Origin of the sequence: Paenibacillus sp. FSL P2-0089 (assembly GCF_038595095.1) — a bacterium.
Lineage (GTDB): Bacteria > Bacillota > Bacilli > Paenibacillales > Paenibacillaceae > Paenibacillus_AQ > Paenibacillus_AQ silagei.
In genome coordinates, this window is the sequence record NZ_CP152006.1 from 3,719,461 (window position 1) to 3,741,729 (window position 22,269).

General features: G+C 49.8%; 22 protein-coding genes. 21 read left to right on the forward strand and 1 reads right to left on the reverse strand.

Annotation, left to right across the window (positions count from 1 at the left end; all coding sequences use genetic code 11):
• Positions 1-31 precede the first annotated feature (31 nt).
• Positions 32-1,207, forward strand: a complete 1,176-nt coding sequence (locus NST69_RS15300) for a glycoside hydrolase (protein WP_342549945.1) — start codon at positions 32-34, stop codon at positions 1,205-1,207.
• On the forward strand, positions 1,123-1,452 hold the full coding sequence (locus NST69_RS15305) for a GH32 C-terminal domain-containing protein (RefSeq protein WP_342549946.1): 330 nt from the start codon (positions 1,123-1,125) through the stop codon (positions 1,450-1,452). The genes NST69_RS15300 and NST69_RS15305 overlap by 85 nt, the downstream gene beginning before the upstream one ends.
• 153 nt (positions 1,453-1,605) lie before the next feature.
• Here the strand turns inward: NST69_RS15305 and NST69_RS15310 are convergent, their stop codons facing one another.
• Positions 1,606-2,280, reverse strand: a complete 675-nt coding sequence (locus NST69_RS15310) for a FadR/GntR family transcriptional regulator (RefSeq protein WP_340979459.1) — start codon at positions 2,278-2,280, stop codon at positions 1,606-1,608.
• A 215-nt stretch (positions 2,281-2,495) separates the two neighbouring features.
• Between NST69_RS15310 and NST69_RS15315 the strand changes: the two genes are divergently transcribed.
• From NST69_RS15315 to NST69_RS15405, 19 genes are all read left to right on the forward strand, one after another.
• Positions 2,496-3,452 (forward strand): sugar kinase, encoded by a 957-nt coding sequence (locus NST69_RS15315; protein WP_342549948.1) that lies wholly within the window; start codon positions 2,496-2,498, stop codon positions 3,450-3,452.
• 31 nt (positions 3,453-3,483) lie between these two features.
• Positions 3,484-4,149: a bifunctional 4-hydroxy-2-oxoglutarate aldolase/2-dehydro-3-deoxy-phosphogluconate aldolase gene (locus NST69_RS15320; protein ID WP_340979461.1), complete on the forward strand. Its 666-nt coding sequence runs from the start codon at positions 3,484-3,486 to the stop codon at positions 4,147-4,149.
• 1 nt (position 4,150) lies between these two features.
• Entirely contained in the window at positions 4,151-5,299 is a 1,149-nt protein-coding gene (gene dgoD / locus NST69_RS15325; RefSeq protein WP_342549949.1) for a galactonate dehydratase, read from the forward strand.
• 147 nt (positions 5,300-5,446) lie between these two features.
• Positions 5,447-5,902 (forward strand): GNAT family N-acetyltransferase, encoded by a 456-nt coding sequence (locus NST69_RS15330; RefSeq protein ID WP_342549950.1) that lies wholly within the window; start codon positions 5,447-5,449, stop codon positions 5,900-5,902.
• Between the two features lie 192 nt (positions 5,903-6,094).
• Entirely contained in the window at positions 6,095-7,039 is a 945-nt protein-coding gene (locus NST69_RS15335) for an aldo/keto reductase (RefSeq protein WP_342549951.1), read from the forward strand.
• A 22-nt stretch (positions 7,040-7,061) separates the two neighbouring features.
• Complete coding sequence (locus NST69_RS15340) at positions 7,062-7,469, forward strand: MerR family transcriptional regulator (RefSeq protein WP_342549952.1); 408 nt, start codon at positions 7,062-7,064, stop codon at positions 7,467-7,469.
• Positions 7,470-7,610: 141 nt separating this feature from the next.
• Positions 7,611-8,276, forward strand: a complete 666-nt coding sequence (locus tag NST69_RS15345) for a GntR family transcriptional regulator (RefSeq protein ID WP_342549953.1) — start codon at positions 7,611-7,613, stop codon at positions 8,274-8,276.
• A gap of 20 nt (positions 8,277-8,296) precedes the next feature.
• The gene (ilvD, locus tag NST69_RS15350; RefSeq protein WP_342549954.1) at positions 8,297-9,985 is read left to right on the forward strand and encodes a dihydroxy-acid dehydratase; all 1,689 of its coding nucleotides are present in this window, start codon (positions 8,297-8,299) and stop codon (positions 9,983-9,985) included.
• Positions 9,986-10,064: 79 nt separating this feature from the next.
• Positions 10,065-10,874, forward strand: coding sequence for an AraC family transcriptional regulator (locus NST69_RS15355; RefSeq protein WP_342549955.1), 810 nt, complete (start codon positions 10,065-10,067; stop codon positions 10,872-10,874).
• A gap of 75 nt (positions 10,875-10,949) precedes the next feature.
• Complete coding sequence (locus NST69_RS15360) at positions 10,950-11,921, forward strand: proline dehydrogenase family protein (RefSeq protein ID WP_342549956.1); 972 nt, start codon at positions 10,950-10,952, stop codon at positions 11,919-11,921.
• Between the two features lie 341 nt (positions 11,922-12,262).
• Positions 12,263-12,700: a hypothetical protein gene (locus NST69_RS15365; protein WP_342549957.1), complete on the forward strand. Its 438-nt coding sequence runs from the start codon at positions 12,263-12,265 to the stop codon at positions 12,698-12,700.
• Between the two features lie 302 nt (positions 12,701-13,002).
• The gene (locus NST69_RS15370; protein WP_342549958.1) at positions 13,003-13,170 is read left to right on the forward strand and encodes a hypothetical protein; all 168 of its coding nucleotides are present in this window, start codon (positions 13,003-13,005) and stop codon (positions 13,168-13,170) included.
• 42 nt (positions 13,171-13,212) lie between these two features.
• The gene (locus NST69_RS15375) at positions 13,213-13,473 is read left to right on the forward strand and encodes a DinB family protein (protein ID WP_342549959.1); all 261 of its coding nucleotides are present in this window, start codon (positions 13,213-13,215) and stop codon (positions 13,471-13,473) included.
• Between the two features lie 182 nt (positions 13,474-13,655).
• Entirely contained in the window at positions 13,656-14,621 is a 966-nt protein-coding gene (locus NST69_RS15380) for a sugar ABC transporter permease (RefSeq protein ID WP_342549960.1), read from the forward strand.
• 13 nt (positions 14,622-14,634) lie between these two features.
• Positions 14,635-15,516 carry a carbohydrate ABC transporter permease gene (locus NST69_RS15385; protein WP_342549961.1) on the forward strand — a complete coding sequence of 294 codons (882 nt, stop codon included), beginning with the start codon at positions 14,635-14,637 and terminating at the stop codon, positions 15,514-15,516.
• Positions 15,517-15,552: 36 nt separating this feature from the next.
• Entirely contained in the window at positions 15,553-17,046 is a 1,494-nt protein-coding gene (locus tag NST69_RS15390; RefSeq protein ID WP_340952700.1) for an extracellular solute-binding protein, read from the forward strand.
• 60 nt (positions 17,047-17,106) lie between these two features.
• On the forward strand, positions 17,107-18,852 hold the full coding sequence (locus NST69_RS15395) for a sensor histidine kinase (protein ID WP_342549962.1): 1,746 nt from the start codon (positions 17,107-17,109) through the stop codon (positions 18,850-18,852).
• A gap of 87 nt (positions 18,853-18,939) precedes the next feature.
• The gene (locus tag NST69_RS15400) at positions 18,940-20,568 is read left to right on the forward strand and encodes a response regulator (RefSeq protein ID WP_342549963.1); all 1,629 of its coding nucleotides are present in this window, start codon (positions 18,940-18,942) and stop codon (positions 20,566-20,568) included.
• Positions 20,569-20,609: 41 nt separating this feature from the next.
• A complete protein-coding gene (locus NST69_RS15405; protein ID WP_342549964.1) occupies positions 20,610-21,959 on the forward strand; it encodes an FAD-dependent oxidoreductase in 1,350 nt (449 codons plus the stop codon).
• Positions 21,960-22,269: the final 310 nt, after the last annotated feature.

Sequence of the window (22,269 nt, forward strand, 5' to 3'; positions counted from 1 at the left end):
ATCATACTTAAGGAAGAGGGAGGAATTATTAATGAAAGAATTTTTTTATCGTCCAGACAACGCTTGGGTGGGGGATGTAATTCCTTACTATGAAGATGGAGAGTTTAAACTGTTTTATCTGCACGGGTGGAGAGACAATTACCGCGAAGGTCTTGATCAGGGCTGGCATCTTCTTGGCACGAAAGATTTCGTGAATTACCGGGAAGAAGGAGCCTGCAAAATCGAAGGCGGGACCGGTCATATTCTCAAAGTGGAAGATATCTATCATATGTTTTACTGTATTTTTCCTGATGGAAAACAGTTTGCCTGCCATGCCATCAGCAAGGATCTGCGAACATGGGAGCCGATTCCTGAAGACACTTTTGGTCCAGACGGCGAAATTTATGAGCTGGCGGACTGGCGTGATCCCTTTGTGTTCTGGAATGAAGAAGAAGGGCAATACTGGATGCTGATCGCCGCTCTGGCCAAAGGACCGACTAACCGTAAAGGCTGTACCGGTCTGCTGTCGTCCAAGGATCTCAAGCATTGGGAGTACCGGGAACCGCTCTATGCACCGAAGCTGCATGTGGGAGCGCATGAATGCCCTGACCTGTTCCGGATGGGAGACTGGTGGTACCTGATCTACTCTTCGTATACAGGGCGTTTTGGCACCTTTTACCGAATGAGCCGTTCCTTGAATGGACCGTGGATTACACCGCAGGAAGAAGCATTTGATGGACGGGCTTATTATGCGGCCAAGTCGGTATCGGATGGGCAGAAGCGTTATCTATTCGGCTGGAATCCAACGAAGGATGACGACCTGTTCGGCTGGAACCCGCCCAAAGCTCCAGGCAAAGATTATGACACCTGGGATTGGGGCGGCAATATGATTGTGCATGAAATTATTCAACGTCCGGATGGGGCATTAGGCGTGAAGGTTCCGGAAACGGTTGACTCTGCTTTTGCTGAACAGGTACCTGCGAAGTTTGAGGGAATTATCGGAGATTGGTCGATCACGGACGATGTGCTGCTCTGCGAATCTCCATATGCCTTTGCAGGTGTATCACACAGGAGGAGCTGCCTGACTTGTGCAAAATTTCTGCAACCGTTCGTTTCTCGGAGACGACTCAGGGTCTGGGGATCATGCTCAGGGCAGATAAGGGTCTGGATATTGCCTACTATATCACGCTGGAACCTGAACGAAGCCGGATTACCTTTCGTGGACTGATAATGCAAACGGAGGAGGGGGGCAAAACCTTTCCTTACGATGTGGAACTGGAACGCCCACTCAAGCTGCTGCCGGATCAGGAATATGAGCTGAAGGTGTTTATCGATCATACAATTTGCGAGATTTATGTCGGTGGGGAAGTGGCGCTGAGTGCCAGAATATACGATATTCAACATGGTAAACTTGCCGTTTTCGTTAGCCAGGGCACAGTGGAGTTTAGCCGGCTCAAGCTCGAAACTGTATAATTCAAGGTGGAGTCAGCATTTGAACTGAACCAACTACTAGACACAACCTGTTAGTGATTGAACTGTGTTAGTAAAGAAGAAAAAGACCCGTGCCCCGCACAGGTCTTTTTCTTATAGGGGACCGGACATATTGCTTCTTATTTACTTTGATAACTACTGCTTAAGAGTAGTCAGCATACTCTGAATATGGCTTTCCATTAGCTGTCGGGCTGTTTCGCTTTGCCGCTCCTCGATGGCAATGGCGATCAGAACATGGTAATTGGAAGCCTTGGTCCGCATATTGGGCAGCGTATTGGTCTGCTTGCGTCCTTCGGCCAGCAAGGGAAGAATCGAATGGAGCATCCGCGCCACCACCGGATTGGCTGCCCCTTCGGCGATTAACTGATGAAAGGCGAGGTCGGTCTCGAAGAAGGAGCCGCCTTCCTCCATTTGCTGCACCATACGATCTGCCAGTACCCGCAGCCGGCGGATCTGATCCTCATCGGCCCGCTTCGCGGCTAAAGCAGCAAGTTCCGGCTCAATGAGCAGTCTGGCTTCCAGCAGATCCACGATCGATATGTTATCTAATTCCTCTAAGCCAGCCGCCGGATCATCCAGCAGCAGCGGATCATTCCGCACATACATCCCGCGCCCGTGCTCAATGCTGACATTCCCCTGACTCTCTAATATCCGCAGCGCCTCACGTACTGTAGTGACACTAACAGAGAAATCAACAGCCAGCTGCTGAAGAGTAGGGAGCCGGTCTCCCGGAGCCCATTCCCCACCTATAATTTTCTGCTTCATAAGTTCTATTGTCGCTTGAAACGCGGTTTGTTTATTCTGTTTCATAATTAGCCGTCCCTTTGACTTGGAATACATTCATTCTAGCATATGAGCTTCGTGACAATAAACAGATACGTCTGACCATTGATTTAGTATTGACTGGCGAAGAGCAAGATAATATGATCATAGCGTAAAGATCATATCTATAACTAAAATTCATGTAAAAGATACGATCTTTACGAGGAGACTCAATTAGTGAAACAGCAGAAGGAGGAGGGGCAATGGAGGTCGTAACCTTTGGGGAAACCATGGTGCTTCTGGCACCGGACCGGATGGTTCCCCTGGAGTATGTGAACGGTTTTCAGAAGCATGTTGCCGGAGCAGAGACCAATGTGGCCATTGGGCTTACCCGGATGGGGCATACCGTCGGCTGGTTCAGCAAGCTCGGAAATGATCCGTTTGGCCGGTATATCAGGCAGTTCGTCAGAGGACATGGCGTTGATACTTCCGAAGTCAGGGTTACAGATGAAGCGCCGACGGGAGTGTTCTTCAAAGAGCAAATCTCCCCGGACAAAATACAGGTGTACTACTATCGCAAATATTCGGCGGCCAGCCTGATGCAGGCGGAGGAGCTTAATGAGGCATATGTGGGAGGTGCGCGCATCCTGCATGTTACGGGTATTACTCCGGCGCTTAGCCATGAGTGCAGGAGATTAACCTTTCGCGCCCTCGAAGCGGCCAAAAAACACGGTACAGCCATTGTATTTGATCCCAATATCCGCTGGAAGCTGTGGAACAGAGAAGAGGCTTATCGTGTTCTTAACGAAATCGCGGCTCTGGCCGACTACGTGCTCCCCGGTATGGAAGAGGGACAGTTCCTGACAGGATGTAGTGACCCTGCAGAGATCGCAGACCGGTTGCAGAAAGCCGGTGCCGGCGCTGCCGTTATCAAGCTCGGCGCGGACGGGGCTTATTACAGTAACGGACGAATCTCTGGAACTGAGCCCGGGTTTCCCGTGAAGAGACTCATTGATCCGATGGGTGCCGGAGACGCTTTTGCCGCAGGGTTTATAAGCGGATTGCTGCGTGGGGAGGAGCTACCTTCTGCCGTGCGGCGCGGCAACGCTGTAGGTTCCATTGTTGTCGGGGTAAGCGGCGATGTGGAAGGTCTGCCGGCCCTGCAGGATGTGGATCTTCTCCTGGCAGGGGAAACTGGCATGGAGGATATTATCCGGTAAGTGAGGCACATTCCCAAGGAGGAGGAAGGACATGGACAAAGAAACGCAAATCGAGCAGCTGATAACCTCCGGTCTGGTCGCCGTTATCCGCAGACCACCGCCTGAACGGGTTGAGCACATTGCTGCGGCACTGGCAGAAGGCGGGGTCGGGGCGCTGGAGATTACAGCCGATACCCCGGAAGTATATCGGCTGATCGCGGACATGAAGGCGAAATATGGGGATCGCCTGCTGGTAGGGGCGGGAACCGTACTGAAACTGGCGCAGGCCGAACAGGCGATCGCGGCGGGAGCCGATTTTATTTTCTCCCCCAATTTGAATGAGGCGATTGTAGCACTGACCTTACAGCACGGACGAATCTCGATTCCAGGTGTAATGACACCGACCGAAGTGGTCAGAGGGCATGAAGCGGGTGCAGACCTGCTTAAGGTGTTCCCGGGCGGTTCACTCGGTGCCTCCTACATCAAGGAACTGCAGGGGCCACTTGGCCACATCCGCATGATGCCGACAGGAGGCGTGACCCTTGCGAATGTCGGAGACTTCTTTGCTGCCGGAGCCGTTGCCGTCGGTCTTGGAAGCGCTCTCGTCGACCGGGAGGCGGTGGAGCAGGGCGACTATGGGCAGATCACAGAGACGGCCCGCCAATTCGCCAAGGAAGTCCGCAAGGCCAGAATGAACAACAGCAAAGGAGCAAAATAAGATGAAAATAACCGGATTTGAGACCTTTATCGTTCCTCCACGCTGGCTGTTTCTGAAACTTGAAACCGATGAAGGTATATCCGGCTGGGGGGAGCCGGTGGTCGAAGGCAAGGCGCATACGGTGCAGGCCGCAGTGGAAGAGCTAATGGATTATGTGATTGGGCAGGACCCCCAGCGGATTGAAGACCTGTGGCAGCTGATGTACCGGGGAGGCTTTTATCGTGGCGGGGCTATTCTGATGAGCGCGATAGCGGGGATCGATCAGGCGTTATGGGATATTAAAGGGAAAATCTACAATGCGCCTGTGTACCAGCTGCTGGGCGGCGCTTGCCGCAATTCCATGCGGGTGTACTCCTGGGTAGGTGGAGACCGTCCCATTGATGTGGTCAAGGCGGCGCTGGAGAAGAAGGCCGCCGGGTTCACGGCGATTAAGATGAATGCCTCGGAAGAGATGCAGTTCATTGATACCCATGACAAGATTTATGCTATCGTCGAGCGGGTCGCCGCCATTAGGGAGGCCTGCGGACCAGAGTTCGGAATTGCTGTTGATTTTCACGGACGGCTTCACAAACCGATGGCACGGGGACTGGCCAGAGAGCTGGACCCCTACCGCCTGATGTTCATAGAAGAGCCGGTGCTGCCGGAGAACAACGAAGTTCTGCGGGAGATCGCACATCATACCAGCACTCCGATCGCCACGGGTGAGCGCATGTACTCACGCTGGGAATTCAAAAATCTGCTGAAGGACGGGGTGGTTGACATTATTCAGCCCGACTTGTCCCATGCAGGAGGGATCACGGAATGCAAGAAAATCTTCGCCATGGCCGAGGCATTCGACGTCGCAGTCGCGCCACACTGCCCGCTTGGGCCGATTGCTCTGGCCGCCTGTCTTCAGGTGGATGCAACGTCTTACAATGCAGTCATTCAGGAACAAAGCCTGGCCATCCATTATAATCAAGGCAATGACCTGCTGGATTATATCACCGACCCGGCCGTCTTTGCCTACAGTGACGGGCATGTCCATATTCCTTCCGGACCGGGTCTTGGCATTACCGTGAACGAAGAGTATGTGCGGAGGATGGCGAAGGACGGCCACCGCTGGAGAAATCCGGTATGGCGGCACCGCGACGGCAGCATTGCTGAGTGGTAAGGTTTAGCATTTATAGTCCCATTGAAGCCGCTAATTTAGCGGCTTTTTATTTTAGATGTTGTCAGAAAACCTGCCATGGGAGTAATATGATATACATAAAGTAGACAGGTATAATTCATACTTAACATTAACGTAGGAGTGGTTGCAGTGAAGATTCTTGTAGATGATCTAAGTGGAGCACAGGTGATTGGATTAATTGCAGAACATCTGCAAGGAATGGCAGAGGACTCTCCGCCAGAGAGCATTCATGCCCTTAATCTGGACGGGTTGAAGCAACCGGAAATTACCTTCTGGTGCGCTTGGGAGGATGAAGAGCTTCTGGGCTGCGGGGCAATCAAGGAATTGGACAAGGAGCATGCTGAGCTCAAATCGATGCGGACCGCTAAGAAGCATTTGCGCAAAGGTGTAGCCAGAAAAATTCTTGCTCATATTATTGAAGTAGCCATAAGCCGCGGATATAAACGGATCAGTCTGGAGACTGGCTCCATGGATTCATTCATCCCCGCACGCAAGCTGTATGAAGATTTCGGCTTCACGTATTGTGAGCCATTTGCAGATTATATCCCGGATCCGAATAGTAGTTTTATGACGAAGGAACTGTAGTTTATGATATAACACTTGAAGAACAGCATTCTGTAGTTGCAGAGGATGCTGTTTTTTGAGGTGCTTTTTCATTGTTAAAAATAGAGAAGATATTAGATTAGTAGTATTGACTTAGAGTGCGCTTAAGCTTTTATACTGGTCACGTAGATGCAAGTAAGTGGAACTTAATAGATGTTAAAGGGAGGATTTCGTGTGAAACATTTTACGTTGGGAAATACAGGATTGGTGGTAAGCGCTTATTCTTTGGGGTGTCTGAATTTTGGATCGCGAACCGACAAAAAAACCTCTTACCAGCTGCTTGATCATTTTTTTGAAGCAGGTGGGAACTTTCTGGATACAGCCAATAATTATGCGATATGGAATGAAGGCTGTGTGGGCGGAGAAAGTGAGTCTTTGCTTGGCGAATGGATGAAAGAAAGAAAAAACAGACATCAGATCATTTTAGCCACCAAAGTGGGAGCGAAACCGGTCGTGCCGAAAAGCGAAAAAATGGAAGGCTTAGGCCGCCAAGCAATTGAGAAGGGAATTGACGAAAGTTTGCTGAGGCTTGGAACAGATTATGTAGATTTATACTATGCTCATATAGACGATAACGAAACTGAACTTGAGGAAACCTTGGAGACCTTTGATTCCTTGGTCAAATCGGGTAAAGTAAGGGCTATAGGCTGCAGCAATTACCGGCTGTCCAGACTCCTTGAGGCCAAAGCGGTCAGTCAGTCAAAAGGATGGCAATCCTATTGCTGCATCCAGCAGCGGTATACGTATTTGCAGCCTAGAGCGGATGTGGATTTCGGAGTGCAGGTCAGTGCGGATGAAGATTTACTTGCTTACTGCAGTCAACACGATGATTTTACGCTCTTGGCTTATTCCCCCCTCCTTGGAGGCATGTACAACAGAGAGGAAGCTATCCTGCCCGATGCATACCGGGGAGAGGATCAGATGTCTCGATTGCATACTCTAAGGAAGGTTGCTGGAGAGCTTGGAGCGACACCAAATCAGCTTATCCTGGCTTGGATGCTGCACAAGCATCCGAGAGCTCTTCCAATTGTAGCTGCAAGCGGTCTGACGCAACTGGAAGAAAATTTGGGGGCACTTAAGCTCCAAATTAGCTCAGAACAGCTTGATCAATTAAACTGATGTTGAAAGGAGCGGACTCGTTATGACCGGTAAAGAACTGACCATTCAGCAGGCTGCTGAGATGACGGGGTTAAGCGTACATACCCTTCGTTATTACGAAAGGATCGGTCTGATGGACCCCATACCCCGTGCCGAGAATGGTCATCGGATGTATCGGGAGCATGATTTTGAATGGATCGTATTACTCGCAAAGCTTAAGACTACAGGAATGCCGATCGCTCTTATGCAACAGTTCGCTGATATGATGCGGCTTGGCAATGAGGGTATTCCCCAGCGCAGAAAACTTCTGGAAGAGCATGAGCGGAAATTAATCGAGCAGGCTCAAACGATTCATCAGACTTTGGATATTCTGCGGGATAAAATTGATTACTACCGTTCTTGGGAAGAGGATACAAGGCGGGAGGAGGCCAGTTTGAAGTCAGCCCGGTGACCAGTTCATCTGGAATTAGTATCCCGGGGTTCATACATTACCTTTATCAAAACAACTCTTGATGAGTTGTTTTTTTCTTGCTTTAAATATATGTATGCGATATATTGCATATAAGATAATTGAGAAGTGAGGAATATAACTATGCCAGTACCTAAAAATTTTGTCTCGCCTGCACGGATGTCTGCGAAAGAAAGAGCCTTCTCCCAAATTCAACGATGGATTATCGACGGTACATTGCAACCCGGGGAAAAACTGCTTGACGCCGACTTGGCTGAGTCGCTTGGCGTAAGCCGCACACCGATTCGGGAAGCCTTTCAGCTACTCGAAGTACAAGGGCTCGTATCTACTCATCCTGGTAAAGAAACCAGGGTACAGGAAATTGAGAAGGATGACATCTTCAAGATGTATTCAACGATGGCGGCTCTTCAGGCTTTAGCGGCTGAAACTACCACAAAAATTATTATTCCAGAACAAATTGAGCAACTGCGGGCACTTAATTTGGAATTTGCCAGTGCCATTAATAGCGGTCAACCTTACCAGGCCATGGAGGCGGATGAACAGTTCCACAACCTGATTGTGGAACTGTCTGATAATCCCTATATCGCTTCATTCAGCGCATCACTTCAGATTCATATCCGGCGATTTAAATATGTGTTCTTAGAGCGGCCAATTACGGAGACACATGCTTCAGTCGATGAGCATGGTTTAATTATTGCAGCGTTCGAGAAGAATGATTCTGATCGTGCTCAGGCAATGATGAGGCAAAATTTCATCCGTCCGATGCAGGAACTGCACGGATTACTTTAAGCAGACAGGAGCGGGGACAAATGGTGGATGGAAAAGATCTTCGTATTAACAGCAAAGTAATTAGCGAGGGTGTCAACCGGGTGCCGAACAGAGCAATGCTGCGTGCTGTTGGTTTTACAGATGAGGATTTCAAAAAACCAATAATTGGCGTAGCCAGCACTTGGAGTGAGGTAACCCCATGCAATATGCATATCAATGAATTGGCTGTTCAAGCGAAACAAGGGGTGCGTAACCATGGTGGTGCTCCGCTGATTTTTAATACGATTACAGTCTCAGACGGTATTTCAATGGGACATGGAGGCATGCTGTTCTCACTGCCAAGCAGGGAAGCCATCGCGGATTCTATTGAGATTGTAACCGGAGCTGAACGCTTTGACGGCCTGGTGGCAATCGGTGGTTGCGACAAGAACACGCCTGCCTGTCTGATGGCGATCGGGCGGTTGAATATTCCTTCCGTTTACGTATACGGCGGAACGATTCTGCCCGGAAAGCTCGACGGTAAAGACGTTGATATTGTAACGGCCTTCGAAGCGGTAGGACAATATCATGAGGGGAAAATAACAGATGAACAGCTCCATAAGGTAGAGTGCAGCGTTTGTCCGGGTCCGGGCTCTTGCGGCGGCATGTACACCGCCAACACAATGGCTGCTGCGGCGGAAGCAATGGGCATGAGCCTTCCCGGTTCATCCTCTACGCCGGCCGTTTCGCCTGATAAAGCGGGAGAATGTGCGGCGGCGGGCAGACAAGTCATAGCGCTGCTGGAACAGGAGATTTACCCGAAAGACATCATGACGAAAAAAGCGTTTGAGAACGCCATTACGGTCGTTATGGCTCTGGGAGGTTCAACCAATGCATTCCTGCATTTGCTCGCTATTGCGCATTCGGTAGGCGTGGATCTCACCTTGGATGATTTTGAGCGGATACGCCTGCGTGTTCCCCATTTGGCAGATCTGAAGCCTAGCGGCCAATATGTAATGCAGGATTTGAACGAAATTGGCGGCATTCCCGGCGTGATGAAGTTATTACTCGCTGAGGGACTTCTTCACGGTGATTGCCTGACGGTCACAGGTAAGACCTTGGCAGAGAATCTGGCGGAAGCAGATCCATTGAGAGACGATCAGAAGATTATCCGTCCATTGAAACAGCCGCTGAAGCCAAATGGACCATTAGTTGTACTTAGAGGTAATCTTGCTCCTGAAGGCGCCGTAGCCAAAATGTCAGGCATGAAGAAGCTCCGGTTTGACGGACCGGCCAAGGTGTATGACAGCGAGGAGGCTGCAACGGAAGCAATATTAAGAAATGAAATCGACAAAGGCGATGTACTGGTTATCCGTTATTGTGGTCCAAAGGGCGGTCCAGGCATGCCGGAGATGCTGTCTGTTACCGCATTAATTGTAGGTAAGGGTCTTGGCGGGGAAGTGGCCCTAATTACGGATGGAAGGTTCTCAGGTGGCTCGCATGGATTCGTAGTCGGACATGTATCACCTGAAGCGCAGGTAGGCGGACCGATCGCGTTACTGAGAAGCGGGGACATCATCACTATCGACAGCGAAACACAGCAGATTATGTTTGACGTGTCAGAAGAGGAATTGGCTGCCAGAGCTCAAGCATGGGTACAGCCTCCGCTAAAAGTAAAATCAGGCGTGCTGGCCAAGTATGCAAAATTAGTTTCCTCTGCATCTAAAGGTGCAGTGACTGATATTTTATAATATTGTCGCCGGAGCCTGCCCAGAGTATCATATAGACTAGAACATGTGGTCAGAGCGATCAGGAGGGAGGGATGTAAGCATGCCTGACGTTACGTTTTACCGGGATGAAGCGCTTCCCTTTCTGGAGGGGAAGCACTGTACGGCGGACGATCTAGCCTACCATAGGCATTTTCACGAAGAATATTCGGTCGGACTCATAGATGCAGGCCATACCAACGCCTGGTGCGACGGCGAACAGATTCAGGTGGAAGCGGGGAAAATAATCAGTTTTCCGCCGATGATGCTACATGCCTGCCATCCGGCACCGGACGTGGAATGGCGCTATAAGATGTTGTTTATCCGCCCCGACTGGCTGCACAAGCTTGGACCGGGGGAGCTTAACCGGCTGCACATCCCGTTCTTGCTGGGCGGAGGCAAGAATGAAGCGTGCCGCAAACGATTAAAACATACGATGGGTGCGCTCGCAGGCGGCGGTTCTCCGCTTGAAACCGAGACGGCTCTTATTGAACTCGTGCAAGCTTTGGTTGACCCTAACGAGAATGACCTGGGGCATGCAGACTCACCAGGTATTCAGGAACAAAAATATGTGAAGCTGATCAAAGACTACTTACAGGCCAATTTTACCGGGCAGGTCACTCTGGAACAATTGGAACAGGAAGCCGGAATCAGCCGCTTTCATCTGATCCGGCTCTTCAAGAAAGGGAGCCATCTGCCCCCTCACGCCTATCAAAACCTGCTGCGCATCAATCATGCCAAAATCCAGCTGGCGAAGCAACGTCCGATCGTTGATATCGCGGCAGAGGCAGGTTATTATGACCAAAGCCATTTTACCAAGGCTTTCTTGAAAATTGTAGGGGCAACGCCCAGGCAATATGCGATGTCGATTTAGAAGAGCAATTTTTTACAAGATTACATCCTTCTGCGCAAGTACACTTGAAATACTTGTAGAAGGGGGAAACGTAATATGCATGATAACAAAGACTGGGAACAGCAAGCGGCAGACGCATTAAAGTCGGTCGCCAGACGAATGGATATCAAGGCTTATGTGGAGCAATCGCCATTGCTTTACGGGCTACTGAAAAAGGCTGCTTTACAGTATGTAACAGGCGACTCCCGTAAAGACGGGCTTGAAGCGGGGCAGAGGCTTACTGCCAAAGGCTATGCTATTGCGCTAGAGTACATTGGCGAGAATACGGTAAATGCTGAGGAATGCGAGGCGGCTGCTCTGGAATTCACAGCGCTAATCGATGATCTTGGTGAACAGGGGGCAGCCGCCCGCGTATCCTTCGATTTGTCGCATATCGGACTCATGCTGGATACCGAGCTCGCTTATACGAACTTGGCCAAATTAGCGGAACGGGCGCTGGGAACAGAACTGGAGCTGTTCATCAGCATGGAAGAGTCCGCTAAGACAGAGCAGATCCTTGAGGTATACAAGCGGGCCGCGTCCAGGTATCCGAATATCGGCATTACACTGCAGGCGCATTTACATCGGACGCCGGATGATTTGGCCGCGCTATCCGCTTCGCCAGGCCGGATACGAATCGTGAAAGGCGCCTATCAGGAGTCGGCTGAAGTCGCGATATCCCGATCCGAATCGCTGAATGAGCGATATTTGCAGCTAGTGAGACAGGCGCTCGGAGACGGGCACCGGGTTTCAGTTGCTACGCATGATGAGCGCATCATAGAGGAAGCGATACAGCGGGGTCTATTGACGGAGCGTGGCGCGAGGCTGGAGATGCTGTACGGCATCCGGCCGGAGCTGGGCAGCAGGCTGAAATCAGCCGGTTATCCGGTTCAGATCTATTTGACCTATGGCCATGAGTGGTACTTGTACCTATGCCACCGGATCGCCGAATATCCACCGAATCTGTACCGGGCAGTTGCAAATATAGCTGATTCGCAGCGCGTTGATCCTGTTGAGGCATATGATTGAACCAATTGGGAACGTTAGTTAAATAAACCCAACTTGGCAGCCGGTAAAAGGTCCGGCTGCTTTTTGTTGAACTTCTTCCCATACGTGCCCGCGCCCAGCGTGGGTTTTCTGTTTTAAGGGACCAAGTTCTTGTCTTTTGCTGATGATTTTGATGGCAAACATTGTTGAGGTTCGAACTACTGCATTTATTAGTCTTGCTCCTCGGATGGAGATCAACGTAAACCAACAGCTTAGGCATCATAAAAGCCAGTCCCTCACAGGACTGGCTTTTATATAGTAAAATAAAGCTAATCTGAAAATACCCGTAAGTTAAAATACACTTTAATAAAAGGAGATTAGCGATGCGGATAAAACAACTGATTGTAGGATTATTATATGGATTCTGTGCCAGCCTAGTTATTGGTTTCCTTATAGCTATTTTCGGAAACGGCATTGCAGGAGGAGCAGGAAGTGATGGCTGGTTATGGTTTTTCTTGACGTTATGTGTACCATTATCTTTGTCTTTTTCGATATCCGGTTTTCAATTCCACCATATCCAATTTAAAGGCGCCAAATTTATGGTGTTATGTATGATCATCGCTTTTATAAACGTGTTAATTATGGGTACAGCAGGTGCCATTATTGTTAGTGGTGAAACCAGAGGGTATGAGACCGTTAACATTGAAGGGTATTTGCAATGGGGTCCTGTATATGCAGTTCTTTTCCTCCCATTATCTACTCCCTTGGTAGCAGGACTTTTACTCGGATTCCGAAAATCATTGAATGTGATACAACGTTGAATGATTACAACTTAGAGTGGATTCAAGAATAATGGTTACCGGAATAATGCAGGTGAAAAGAAGGGAGCAGAAGGTATTGAGCTATTGAATAAGATGGAGGCTCTACTTGATAAGTATACAAAAAAATACTTCGAATGAGTTAAATATAAAAGAGCCCTTAAAGTAATTTGAGGGTTTCTTTTTTTAATTCGTAAGAGTGAGGCGTACTACTGAGAAGGGGGGCGCCAGTAACTCCTTGACGCAATGAAACATAATAGTTATTATAGACATCTAAAATCCTTATTTAAAAGGAGAGCGAGAAGATGGATGTATTCAAAGGTCAGTATGAAATGATCCAACGCACAAGGGAATCATTATTTCGGTTTTGCGAATCCATGTCCCCCACAGATTATGTGAAAGAAATAGAAACCTTTGGCGAAGTTTCTATTAGCAGTCTGCATGCTCATGTAGCCGATTGTTATCGGGTATGATTAAGGATTCGCTCCCTTGGCAAATCACTTCCCACAATAAACGTGGAATCCGTTGACGATGTAGAGAAAATGCGTGAAGTGTTTAAGAACACGGATGAGCTGGTTTATGAATTTCCAACTGACTTTAAAATCAAATGGGATCCCACCAAACCAGCAGCCTGGCATAGTGACAGTGTAGAGCTAACCGAATTATGGTTATTCTCGCACACCATCACCCACGAATTTCATTATAGAGGACAAATTGTAAAAATGGGCAGGCAACTCGGGTACATCCCGCCGAAAATGAACCTCGCTAAACCTTAATGATTTCATAGCATCCCAACCCAAACACGAATTTGGGTTGTTTTTTTGTCATTCCCGGCCAAGTGGTCAAGAAATTCACCTAAAAGGTCATGTAAATGCCCTTAAAGCAAATACCAAACGGCAGGTACAATGAGGATGTCACACGGATAAGAGATTATGACTAAGGGTTAAGGAGGTAGCCTATGGATTCAGATTTGGCATCGGCGGATCGCAAGCCCGGTAACCATCCCCTTCGTACGGTCAAGCCGGAGCGGTTTCAGGCCCTGAAAAAGTACTGGGACTTATACCTGATTATGCTGCCGGGACTCGCGTATTTTATCATTTTTAAATATGTGCCAATGGGGGGCATCATCGTTGCCTTTCAGGATTTTAGCGCCTTTGCCGGCATCCGCGGCAGCGAATGGGTGGGACTTACGCATTTTAAAAATATGTTTACGGACAGCGAGTTTTACACGGTATTCAAAAATACGCTGCTGATCAGTTTGTACAAGCTGATCTGGGGATTTCCGGGTCCGATCATCCTGGCCTTGATGCTGAATGAAGTCCGGCACATGCTGTATAAGCGCGGGGTCCAGACGCTTGTCTATCTACCGCATTTTCTGTCCTGGGTCATCATCGGAGGCATTCTGATCAACGTGCTGTCCCCGGCAACGGGCATCGTCAATCAGTTTCTGGGCATGCTCGGTTTGGAGCCGGTCTTCTTCCTGGGCAGTCAGGAATGGTTCAGAACGGTGCTGGTGGTCAGCGATATCTGGAAAGAAGCGGGATGGGGGGCCATCATCTATCTGGCTGCGCTGGCATCGATCGATCCACAGATCTACGAGGCCGCTGTCGTAGACGGCGCGGGCAAATGGAAGCAGTTACTCCACGTTACCCTGCCATCGCTCATCGGGACCATCGTGATCCTGTTCGTACTGCGCCTCGGGAGCGTTCTGGATGTCGGCTTCGAACAGATTTTTGTGCTCTATAATCCGCTGGTCTACAATGTGGCCGATGTTATCGAGACTTATGTCTACCGGACCGGAATCACGCAGGGCCAATTCAGCTTTACTACCGCTGTCGGGTTGTTCAAATCGGTCATCAGTCTGATATTGGTCGTCCTCGCCAACAAAGCCGCCAGGAAGCTTGGCCAGAACAGCTTATGGTAGAGGGGGTGAATCTATGAGACTTACTAGGGGAGAACGTCTGGCATCGGGGCTTAATTACCTGATCCTGGGTTTCATTGCTCTGCTTGCGCTTCTGCCTTTCCTGCATGTCGTGGCCCAGTCTTTCAGCAGTCATCAGGCGATAACATCCGGCAGGGTGACGTTATGGCCGGTGGATTTCAGTTTCGAAGCGTATGTGAAGGTACTGCGCGAGCATGCCTTTGTGAACGCCTTCAAGGTCAGTTTGCTGCGCACGGTCATCGGCACGCTGTTGAATGTGGTGATCACTTGTATGCTGGCCTATCCGCTGTCCAAGGCTTATATTAAAGGACGATCAGCCATCATGTTCCTGATTGTGTTCACGATGCTGTTTAACGGGGGCATGATTCCGACCTTTCTGGTCGTGAAAGCGACCGGGCTGCTGAATTCCTTCTGGGTCTATATCATTCCTGGAGCGGTTAGCGCGTTCAATGTTATTATTATGAAAAATTTCTTTCAAGGCGTGCCGCCCGAATTGGAGGAATCCGCCAAGATTGACGGCTCCTCCAATATCGGAACGCTCGTCCGGATCGTTGTTCCGTTATCCATGCCGGTCATTGCAACGATTACCTTGTTCCATGCGGTTGGACATTGGAACGCCTTCTTTGACACCGTCCTGTATGTGACGGACCGGAATCTCTTCCCGCTGCAGGTGTATCTGCGTGAGCTGATCATGTTCAATCAATCGAACATCAGCAATAACAACGGGTATTCCGCCAATATCGACAGCACGCTGCTGGCCTTGGAGTCCTTGAAGGCTGCGGCGCTGATTGCCAGCACAGTTCCGATCCTGCTCGTGTATCCGTTTCTGCAGAAGCATTTTGTCAAAGGGATTACGCTTGGATCCGTAAAAGGCTAGAACTGCATGTAACATGAAAAGAGAGGGGATTGTCACATGAAAGTCTCAATCTTGGTAAAAAGATCCGTATCCATTCTGGCGGTGACCTCCATGCTGCTGGTGTCCGCATGTTCATCCGGCACGAAGGAGGAAGGTGGCAAAGGGAAGGAAGAACGCCAGGCCATTGATATCGTATTAAGCAATGCCGGACGGAAGTTCCCGCCGGGCATGGACGAGAACAATAATCCTTACATTGATTACATCCGCGAGAACACGAGCTTGGACATCAAGCTGCTCACGCCTCCTGCGGACGGTTACGGGGATGCCCTGAACGTGATTATGGCCTCCGATGATCTGCCGGATATGCTCCTGTCCTATGACGCCAATTGGTTCGAAAGCTATGTCCGGCAGAAGGCCCTTACCCCTCTGAATGATTTAATCGACGAATACGGACCGAATCTGAAGAAAAGTATCCCGGAGGAAGCCTGGAAGGTCGTCACCGTGGACGGAAAGATCTATGGGATTCCCAGCTTGAACCCGATCCCGGGCAATGAAATCATGTTTGCACGTAAGGATTGGCTGGACCGTCTGGGACTCAAACCACCGACAACGCTGGAAGAATACAAACAGGTGATTCGCGCTTTTGCGCAGGATGATCCCGACGGAAACGGCAAAGATGATACGTTTGGCCTGATCCTGCAGGAAAACCTCGGCAGAGTAGCTCCGTTTATCGGGGCATGGGGAATCCAGCGGGGCCAATGGACTGAACGGGACGGGCAATTGGTGAATTCCAGCACACTGCCGGAAATGAAGGAAGCACTAAGCTATCTTGCCGATCTCTATAAGGAAAAGCTGATTGATCCCGAGTGGGCTCTAAATAAGATGGCTAATGTTGACGAGAAAGTCGCCAGCGGCAAAGTGGGCCTGTTCTCCGGGAACTGGTATGATACCCGCGGCCCCATCTTGACCAACCAGAAAAATGATCCCAATGCAGAGTGGATTCCCCTCGAATATCCAACCGGACCTGACGGGAAGCAGGGAACCTGGGGCAACAGCTATGTTGCCGGGTTTAATGTGATTCCGGTTACGAGCAAACATCCGGAGGCTGTTATTAAGATGCTTGATTTCATGATCGGAGACGGATACCGCACACTCATGCTCGGATTTGAGGGCGAGGTATGGAATATGGAGGACGGGAAGGTGGTTACGAACTTTGATGAGCACAACAAGCATATTTACCGGCTAACGCTCGGCGAAGCGATTGTACCGTTCAATTCTGAAGTATCCAGAGAGCGTCTGGACTCGCTCGGTATGGAGTTTAAGCTGAATGAGATTGTCGACAAGATTAACGAGGTTGCCATCCGTAATCAATATCTGGGCGTACCGACGCCAGGAATGGGTAAATACGGGCCTAAGCTGTCCAAAATGGAGGTCGAAGCATTCACGAAAATCATCATAGGCCAGCAGCCGGTAGACAGCTTTGATCAATTTGTTGAAGACTGGAAGAAAAACGGCGGCGAGGAAATGACGAAGGAAGTCAACGGGCAATGAACAGGACGGATAACAGGGTCTAAGCTATAATGAAGGCATGCAGAATCGTGGGGGAATCGTATGAAGTGGCTGACGCAATTCCGCAACGTCTTGAAGCAGTCGATTCAGTTTAGGCTTACCTGTTATTTTCTTCTTATCTTGCTGCCGCTGGTGGCGTTCAGTATGTTTGCCAATGTAAAGTCTCAGCGGATTTTGGAGCAGGAGCTTGGCGAGCGCACACTCAGTGCCATGAACTCCGCGTTGGAGTTTGTTGACCTGACCTTAAAAAGCATCCACAATCTGTCCACCTTGATCGCAACTGATACCAATTTATCCGCCCTGCTGTCTCATCAGGAGAAGACCCTGACCTCCGGGGCAATTATGGACTTCACGCGTGTCATGAAAGAGCTTACGAATATAACTATGGTCAATGAATATTTAAGCGACACCATGATTTATCATCGTCCTTCCAACTCGCTGATCACAACAAAGCTCGGGCTGCTGCACCGTGAATCCCAAGGCCCTGAGCCATGGTACGGTGAGGCTCTGAAGGCAAATGGCGCAAGCATATACTACTTGTCAGAACGCCATGAAGAAAATTTGTCCGGAATCCCGGATCCTATCTATAACCGGAATCAGCTTATTATGATGAGACTTATGGATTTCTATCGCGGCGAAAAAGGCGAAAATGTCCTCATGCTGTCGATTTCGAAAAATCAGCTGCTCCGCTCGTTGTCCCATTTGCTGGCGAACAGCAGCTCCAAGGTCTATCTGTTTGATGCCCGGGAGCGGTTAATCGTATCGAGTGCTCCTGCAGAAACATTGTCTTTCGAATGGAGGGACGTCGAGCCAGGCAATGTTTTGGTCCGGGAAACCCCGGAAACGGATGAGAAAAATTTGATTCTGCGGGTGACTTCTCCCCGAAGCGGATGGTCGCTGCTGCTGATCCAGCCCGAGCGTGAGATTTATGATAAGTCGAGGCCGCTGCAAATTTTTGCGTACTGCATTATTGCACTCAGTGTCGTGCTTGCCGTCTGGATTGCCTGGTTTATCTACAGCGGAATTGCTTCTCCGATATCAAGACTTGTGTCCGGCATGCGGCAGCTGCGTAAAGGCAATCTGAATATCAGGCTGGAGAACGGGCGGCAGGACGAGTTGGGGTATTTAACGGAGGCTTTCAACGAAACGGCGAGTCAGCAGCGTCATCTGATCAAGGACATCTATGAGCAACAGCTCAGAATGACCAAGACGGAGCTCAAATTTCTGCAGGCTCAGATCAATCCCCACTTCTTGTACAACACGCTGGATTCGATTTATTGGACGGCCAAAAATTATGAAGCGGAAGAGATCAGTACGATGGTGCTCAACTTGTCGAACTTCTTCAGGCTGAGTTTGAGTAAAGGGCAGGAGTCGTTTACGGTGGAGGAAACATTCAAGCACCTTCAATACTATATTCGGATTCAGCAAATCCGTTTTGCCGAGCGATTTACGGTGGAGTACTGCGCTTCTGAGGATAGCCAGCATTTGCATATTCTGAAGCTGCTGCTTCAACCGCTGGTTGAGAATGCCATATTGCATGGATTGGAGAAACGAATAAAAGGCGGAGCATTAAGCATTCGCACCGATGTCTCTAATGACCGGCTGATCATCCAGGTAACCGATAATGGAAGAGGGATTCCAGGGCCAAGGCTTATGCGGATTCAACAGGCCCTGGCAAGAATCAGGTTCGGGGATTACACGGCCCCCCTGAAAAGAACTCCGAGTTTTTTGCGCTGCTCAATGTCCAGGCTCGAATTACCATTTACTATGGGGAGACGGCGGAATTGAAGATCGTCAGCGGGGAAGGGAACGGAACGACGGCGATCATCGATTTGCCGGCAGAGCGCTGCCGGGAGGAGAGAGGGGAACCGGAACATGAATCTCATGATTGTTGAAGATGAAATTCGAATATTGAATAGCCTGGCCAATAATATACCGTGGAATGAGCATGGCATCGAAGTAGTGGCGCTTGCCGAGAACGGCTTAGAAGCGCTGTCCATGATCGGGCGCAGGAAGCCGGATATCATGCTGCTCGATATCGAGATGCCGGAGATGGACGGGTTGACCTTGGCGAAAACGGTGCTGCAGCAGGAACCGCACATGAAAATCGTGATTTTAAGCGGCCATGACGATTTCCCGTATGCGCAGGCTGCTGTGGGGCTTGGCGTCATGAAGTACTTGCTGAAGCCGGCCGGAGACGATGAAATTTTGAAGGCTATTCTTGCGGCTGCGGAAGAGATACGAGAGGAACTGATGGAAAAGCACAGCATGATTGAGCTGCAGCGGAAATGGCATGACCGCCTGCCTCAGCTCCAGGATGATTTTTATAGAAGCTGGATACAGGGCCGGTATGCGGACTGGGAGCTCAAGAAGCATATGGAGGAGCTGAATCTGGAGCTTGCCCTCTATACCTGGTTTGCAGTAGCCGTATGTGAAATCGATCCGATTCACGAGCAAGGGGAACGGTTTACGTCTTCGGATCAGGCGTTGCTGCAGTTTTCGCTGGAATGCATAGCGGCTGAATGTTTACAGCATGAAGACTGCCGGGTCTTTAATGATGCGGACGGAGCAACCGTGCTGCTCTTTTTAGGAAAACCGGAAGAACCGGCTCCAGATATCATCCAGCGGATCAATGTTCACATTCCCCGTCTCTTCAACATTGTTAAAGAGTGTCTGAAGCTTACCGCCAGCGCCGGACTAGGGACCCCAGGCTCATGGGAGCATGTTTCGCTGTCCTACGGGCAGGCACGCCGTGCGCTGCAGGAGCGGGCCATTTACGGAAATGAGGTGTTCGTTCCTTACCTGGACGTAACCAACATGGAGCAGCCGTTTCACTATGACGCTGAGTTCGAAAAACAGCTGGAGATTGCAGTTCATACGGATCATGCGGCAGCGGTTGCTGAGCTGATAGACTGCTACTTCAAGGACGTATACTCCCAAGCGGTCTCAACCCAAAAGGTATACGAGCATTTGCTGTATTTGAGCAGCTTATTTACACGTATGATTCAATCGCGGGGCTGGTCGATGCAGGAGGTGCTGCAAGAGGATTATTCGATGCTTCTATCCTTTGAATCCCTGCTATCCAAAGAGCAAATCGTGGAATGGTCCAAAAGAGTGGCCAGCCGCATTACCCAATACCGGGAACGGGAGCGAAAGCATTCCAGCCATCGGCTCGTTAAACAAATGATCGAGGCCGTGGAGGAAATGCTGGGGAAGGAAGAACTGACCTTGCACACGCTGGCCGAAAGATTATATGTCAATCCCTCTTACCTTAGCCGGCTCTTTAAGCGGGAGGAAGGGAAATCCATTTCGGAATATCTCCTGAAGCGGAGTATGGAGCATGCCAAAGAGCTCTTATACAGCGGCGTTAAGGTGTATGATGCAGCAGAAGCGGCAGGATATCGTGATGTCAGCTATTTTGCCAGAGTGTTTCGTAAATATTGGGGTGTAGCCCCGAGTGAATTAAAGAAACAAGAGCGTTCAGTCTCACCGCGGTTGATGTAAGTTAAAGCTACAATGGAAGAAAACAGGTGGAGGTGGTCAGAATGACCGATATGGCACTAACCGTTAAAATACCCGAGCGCGATATTCCAATCTACACGGAAGTGGATGTTGTTGTTGCCGGAGGAGGACCGTCAGGAGTAGCGGCAGCGCTCGCAGCTGCAAGAAACGGGGCATCCGTATTGCTGATAGAGCAAAGAGGATACCTGGGCGGCATGGCGACGGTCTCTCAGGTTCCTGCATTTTGCCCGTATACCGATCAGATCAAGCCAGTAATCCGCGGGATTGGGCTGGAAATTCTGCTTGCTATGAAGAGCAGGATGGAGGAGACGTTTCAGGAAGCATGGAAGGACCGGCTGGATTGGGTGCCGATTGATGCGGAAATTTTAAAGCGCATATTGGATGAGAAGATGATGGAGGCTGGCGTTAAAGTGCTGTACCATACCTTCGTCAGTCAAGTTCTTCAACAGGACGGCATCATTGAAGCGGCGATCATTAATAACAAGACCGGAACCCAGGCGGTGAAGGGGAAGATATACATTGATGCAACCAGCGATGCGGATCTCACCTATCTTGCGGGCGGGCAGCTCGCCAAAGGTGGAGATGACGGAGAGCTGCAGCCGGGGACGATGTGCTTTGTCCTGAATAACCTGGACCGGAACAAATTTCTCTCAAGTGCTGAGACGCACGGCCACGATCTGAAACATGCGATCAACAAGGCGAAGCTTGAAGGGAGATTACGCGTCGCCAGAGATTGGGCCGGTATTTCCTGGCTGAACAATCATACGGCAGGCTTCAATTTCGGGCATGTATTCGGGATAGATGGTTCAAATACGGATGATCTGACCCGCGGAGCAATCGAAGGCCGCGCACTTGTTGAACACATTACCGGATGGCTGCGGGAAGCGATTCCCGGATTCGAGAACGCTTTCCTGACGTTGACAGGCGAACAGATCGGCATTCGGGAGACCCGCCGGATCATCGGCGATTATATCGTCACCGCCGACGATTTTCTGGCGTGCCGTTCGTTTCCGGACGACATTGCCCGAAATGCCTACTTTATTGATATTCATATGGCAAAGCCTACGAGCGGCATGACGATGGTACGTCTATCGCCGGGAGAGTCGCACGGCATTCCTTATCGCGCCTTACTTCCGGTTGGTATTCAGAACGTAATCGTAGCCGGCAGAGCGATATCAACCGATAGAGCGGCCCAAGGCTCCACCCGGGTCATGCCGAATTGCTTTGCCATGGGCGAAGCCTCCGGTACGGCCGCGGCGATTCTGGCCAAGACAGGTACGCGGGAAACGCGCAGTATCGACATCACGGACCTGCAGCGCAGACTTGTCCGCCAAGGCGCATGGTTAGGGGAGCAGATCAATGAGCGGTACTAGGAAGGTTGAACTGTATTACAGTCAACTGTGATAGAAAGCCAACTAGTAGAGCATCAGAATTAAACAAGTGATTTCATTCCATAAAAGTGGTAAGAGATGATGCTGGGTTCGTAGCGAAAAAAAGCAGAGATAAGTGTATTCTGTGCAACTAAAAATAGGGAAACGGGTGAACTTCCTCTTCTAATTGTAGTCTGTACAACTAAATTTTCCCGGATCGACGAAAACCCAGATATAGAGGCATTTTAATTGCAGGAAATACAGCTAAACGGAGATTGAGCGGCACATCCGATGATTTAGTTGTACGAATTGC

Bases quoted from the DNA above. Each gene is read 5' to 3' on its own strand.
- NST69_RS15385 (WP_342549961.1), top strand. From the start codon at position 14,635: ATGAGACTTACTAGGGGAGAACGTCTGGCATCGGGGCTTAATTACCTG.
- NST69_RS15310 (WP_340979459.1), bottom strand. From the start codon at position 2,280: ATGAAACAGAATAAACAAACCGCGTTTCAAGCGACAATAGAACTTATG.
- NST69_RS15315 (WP_342549948.1), top strand. From the start codon at position 2,496: ATGGAGGTCGTAACCTTTGGGGAAACCATGGTGCTTCTGGCACCGGAC.
- ilvD (WP_342549954.1), top strand. From the start codon at position 8,297: ATGGTGGATGGAAAAGATCTTCGTATTAACAGCAAAGTAATTAGCGAG.
- NST69_RS15360 (WP_342549956.1), top strand. From the start codon at position 10,950: ATGCATGATAACAAAGACTGGGAACAGCAAGCGGCAGACGCATTAAAG.
- NST69_RS15400 (WP_342549963.1), top strand. From the start codon at position 18,940: ATGAATCTCATGATTGTTGAAGATGAAATTCGAATATTGAATAGCCTG.
- NST69_RS15320 (WP_340979461.1), top strand. From the start codon at position 3,484: ATGGACAAAGAAACGCAAATCGAGCAGCTGATAACCTCCGGTCTGGTC.
- NST69_RS15395 (WP_342549962.1), top strand. From the start codon at position 17,107: ATGAAGTGGCTGACGCAATTCCGCAACGTCTTGAAGCAGTCGATTCAG.
- NST69_RS15345 (WP_342549953.1), top strand. From the start codon at position 7,611: ATGCCAGTACCTAAAAATTTTGTCTCGCCTGCACGGATGTCTGCGAAA.
- NST69_RS15300 (WP_342549945.1), top strand. From the start codon at position 32: ATGAAAGAATTTTTTTATCGTCCAGACAACGCTTGGGTGGGGGATGTA.
- NST69_RS15340 (WP_342549952.1), top strand. From the start codon at position 7,062: ATGACCGGTAAAGAACTGACCATTCAGCAGGCTGCTGAGATGACGGGG.
- NST69_RS15355 (WP_342549955.1), top strand. From the start codon at position 10,065: ATGCCTGACGTTACGTTTTACCGGGATGAAGCGCTTCCCTTTCTGGAG.
- NST69_RS15390 (WP_340952700.1), top strand. From the start codon at position 15,553: ATGAAAGTCTCAATCTTGGTAAAAAGATCCGTATCCATTCTGGCGGTG.
- NST69_RS15370 (WP_342549958.1), top strand. From the start codon at position 13,003: ATGGATGTATTCAAAGGTCAGTATGAAATGATCCAACGCACAAGGGAA.
- NST69_RS15365 (WP_342549957.1), top strand. From the start codon at position 12,263: ATGCGGATAAAACAACTGATTGTAGGATTATTATATGGATTCTGTGCC.
- NST69_RS15405 (WP_342549964.1), top strand. From the start codon at position 20,610: ATGACCGATATGGCACTAACCGTTAAAATACCCGAGCGCGATATTCCA.
- NST69_RS15380 (WP_342549960.1), top strand. From the start codon at position 13,656: ATGGATTCAGATTTGGCATCGGCGGATCGCAAGCCCGGTAACCATCCC.
- dgoD (WP_342549949.1), top strand. From the start codon at position 4,151: ATGAAAATAACCGGATTTGAGACCTTTATCGTTCCTCCACGCTGGCTG.
- NST69_RS15305 (WP_342549946.1), top strand. From the start codon at position 1,123: ATGCTCAGGGCAGATAAGGGTCTGGATATTGCCTACTATATCACGCTG.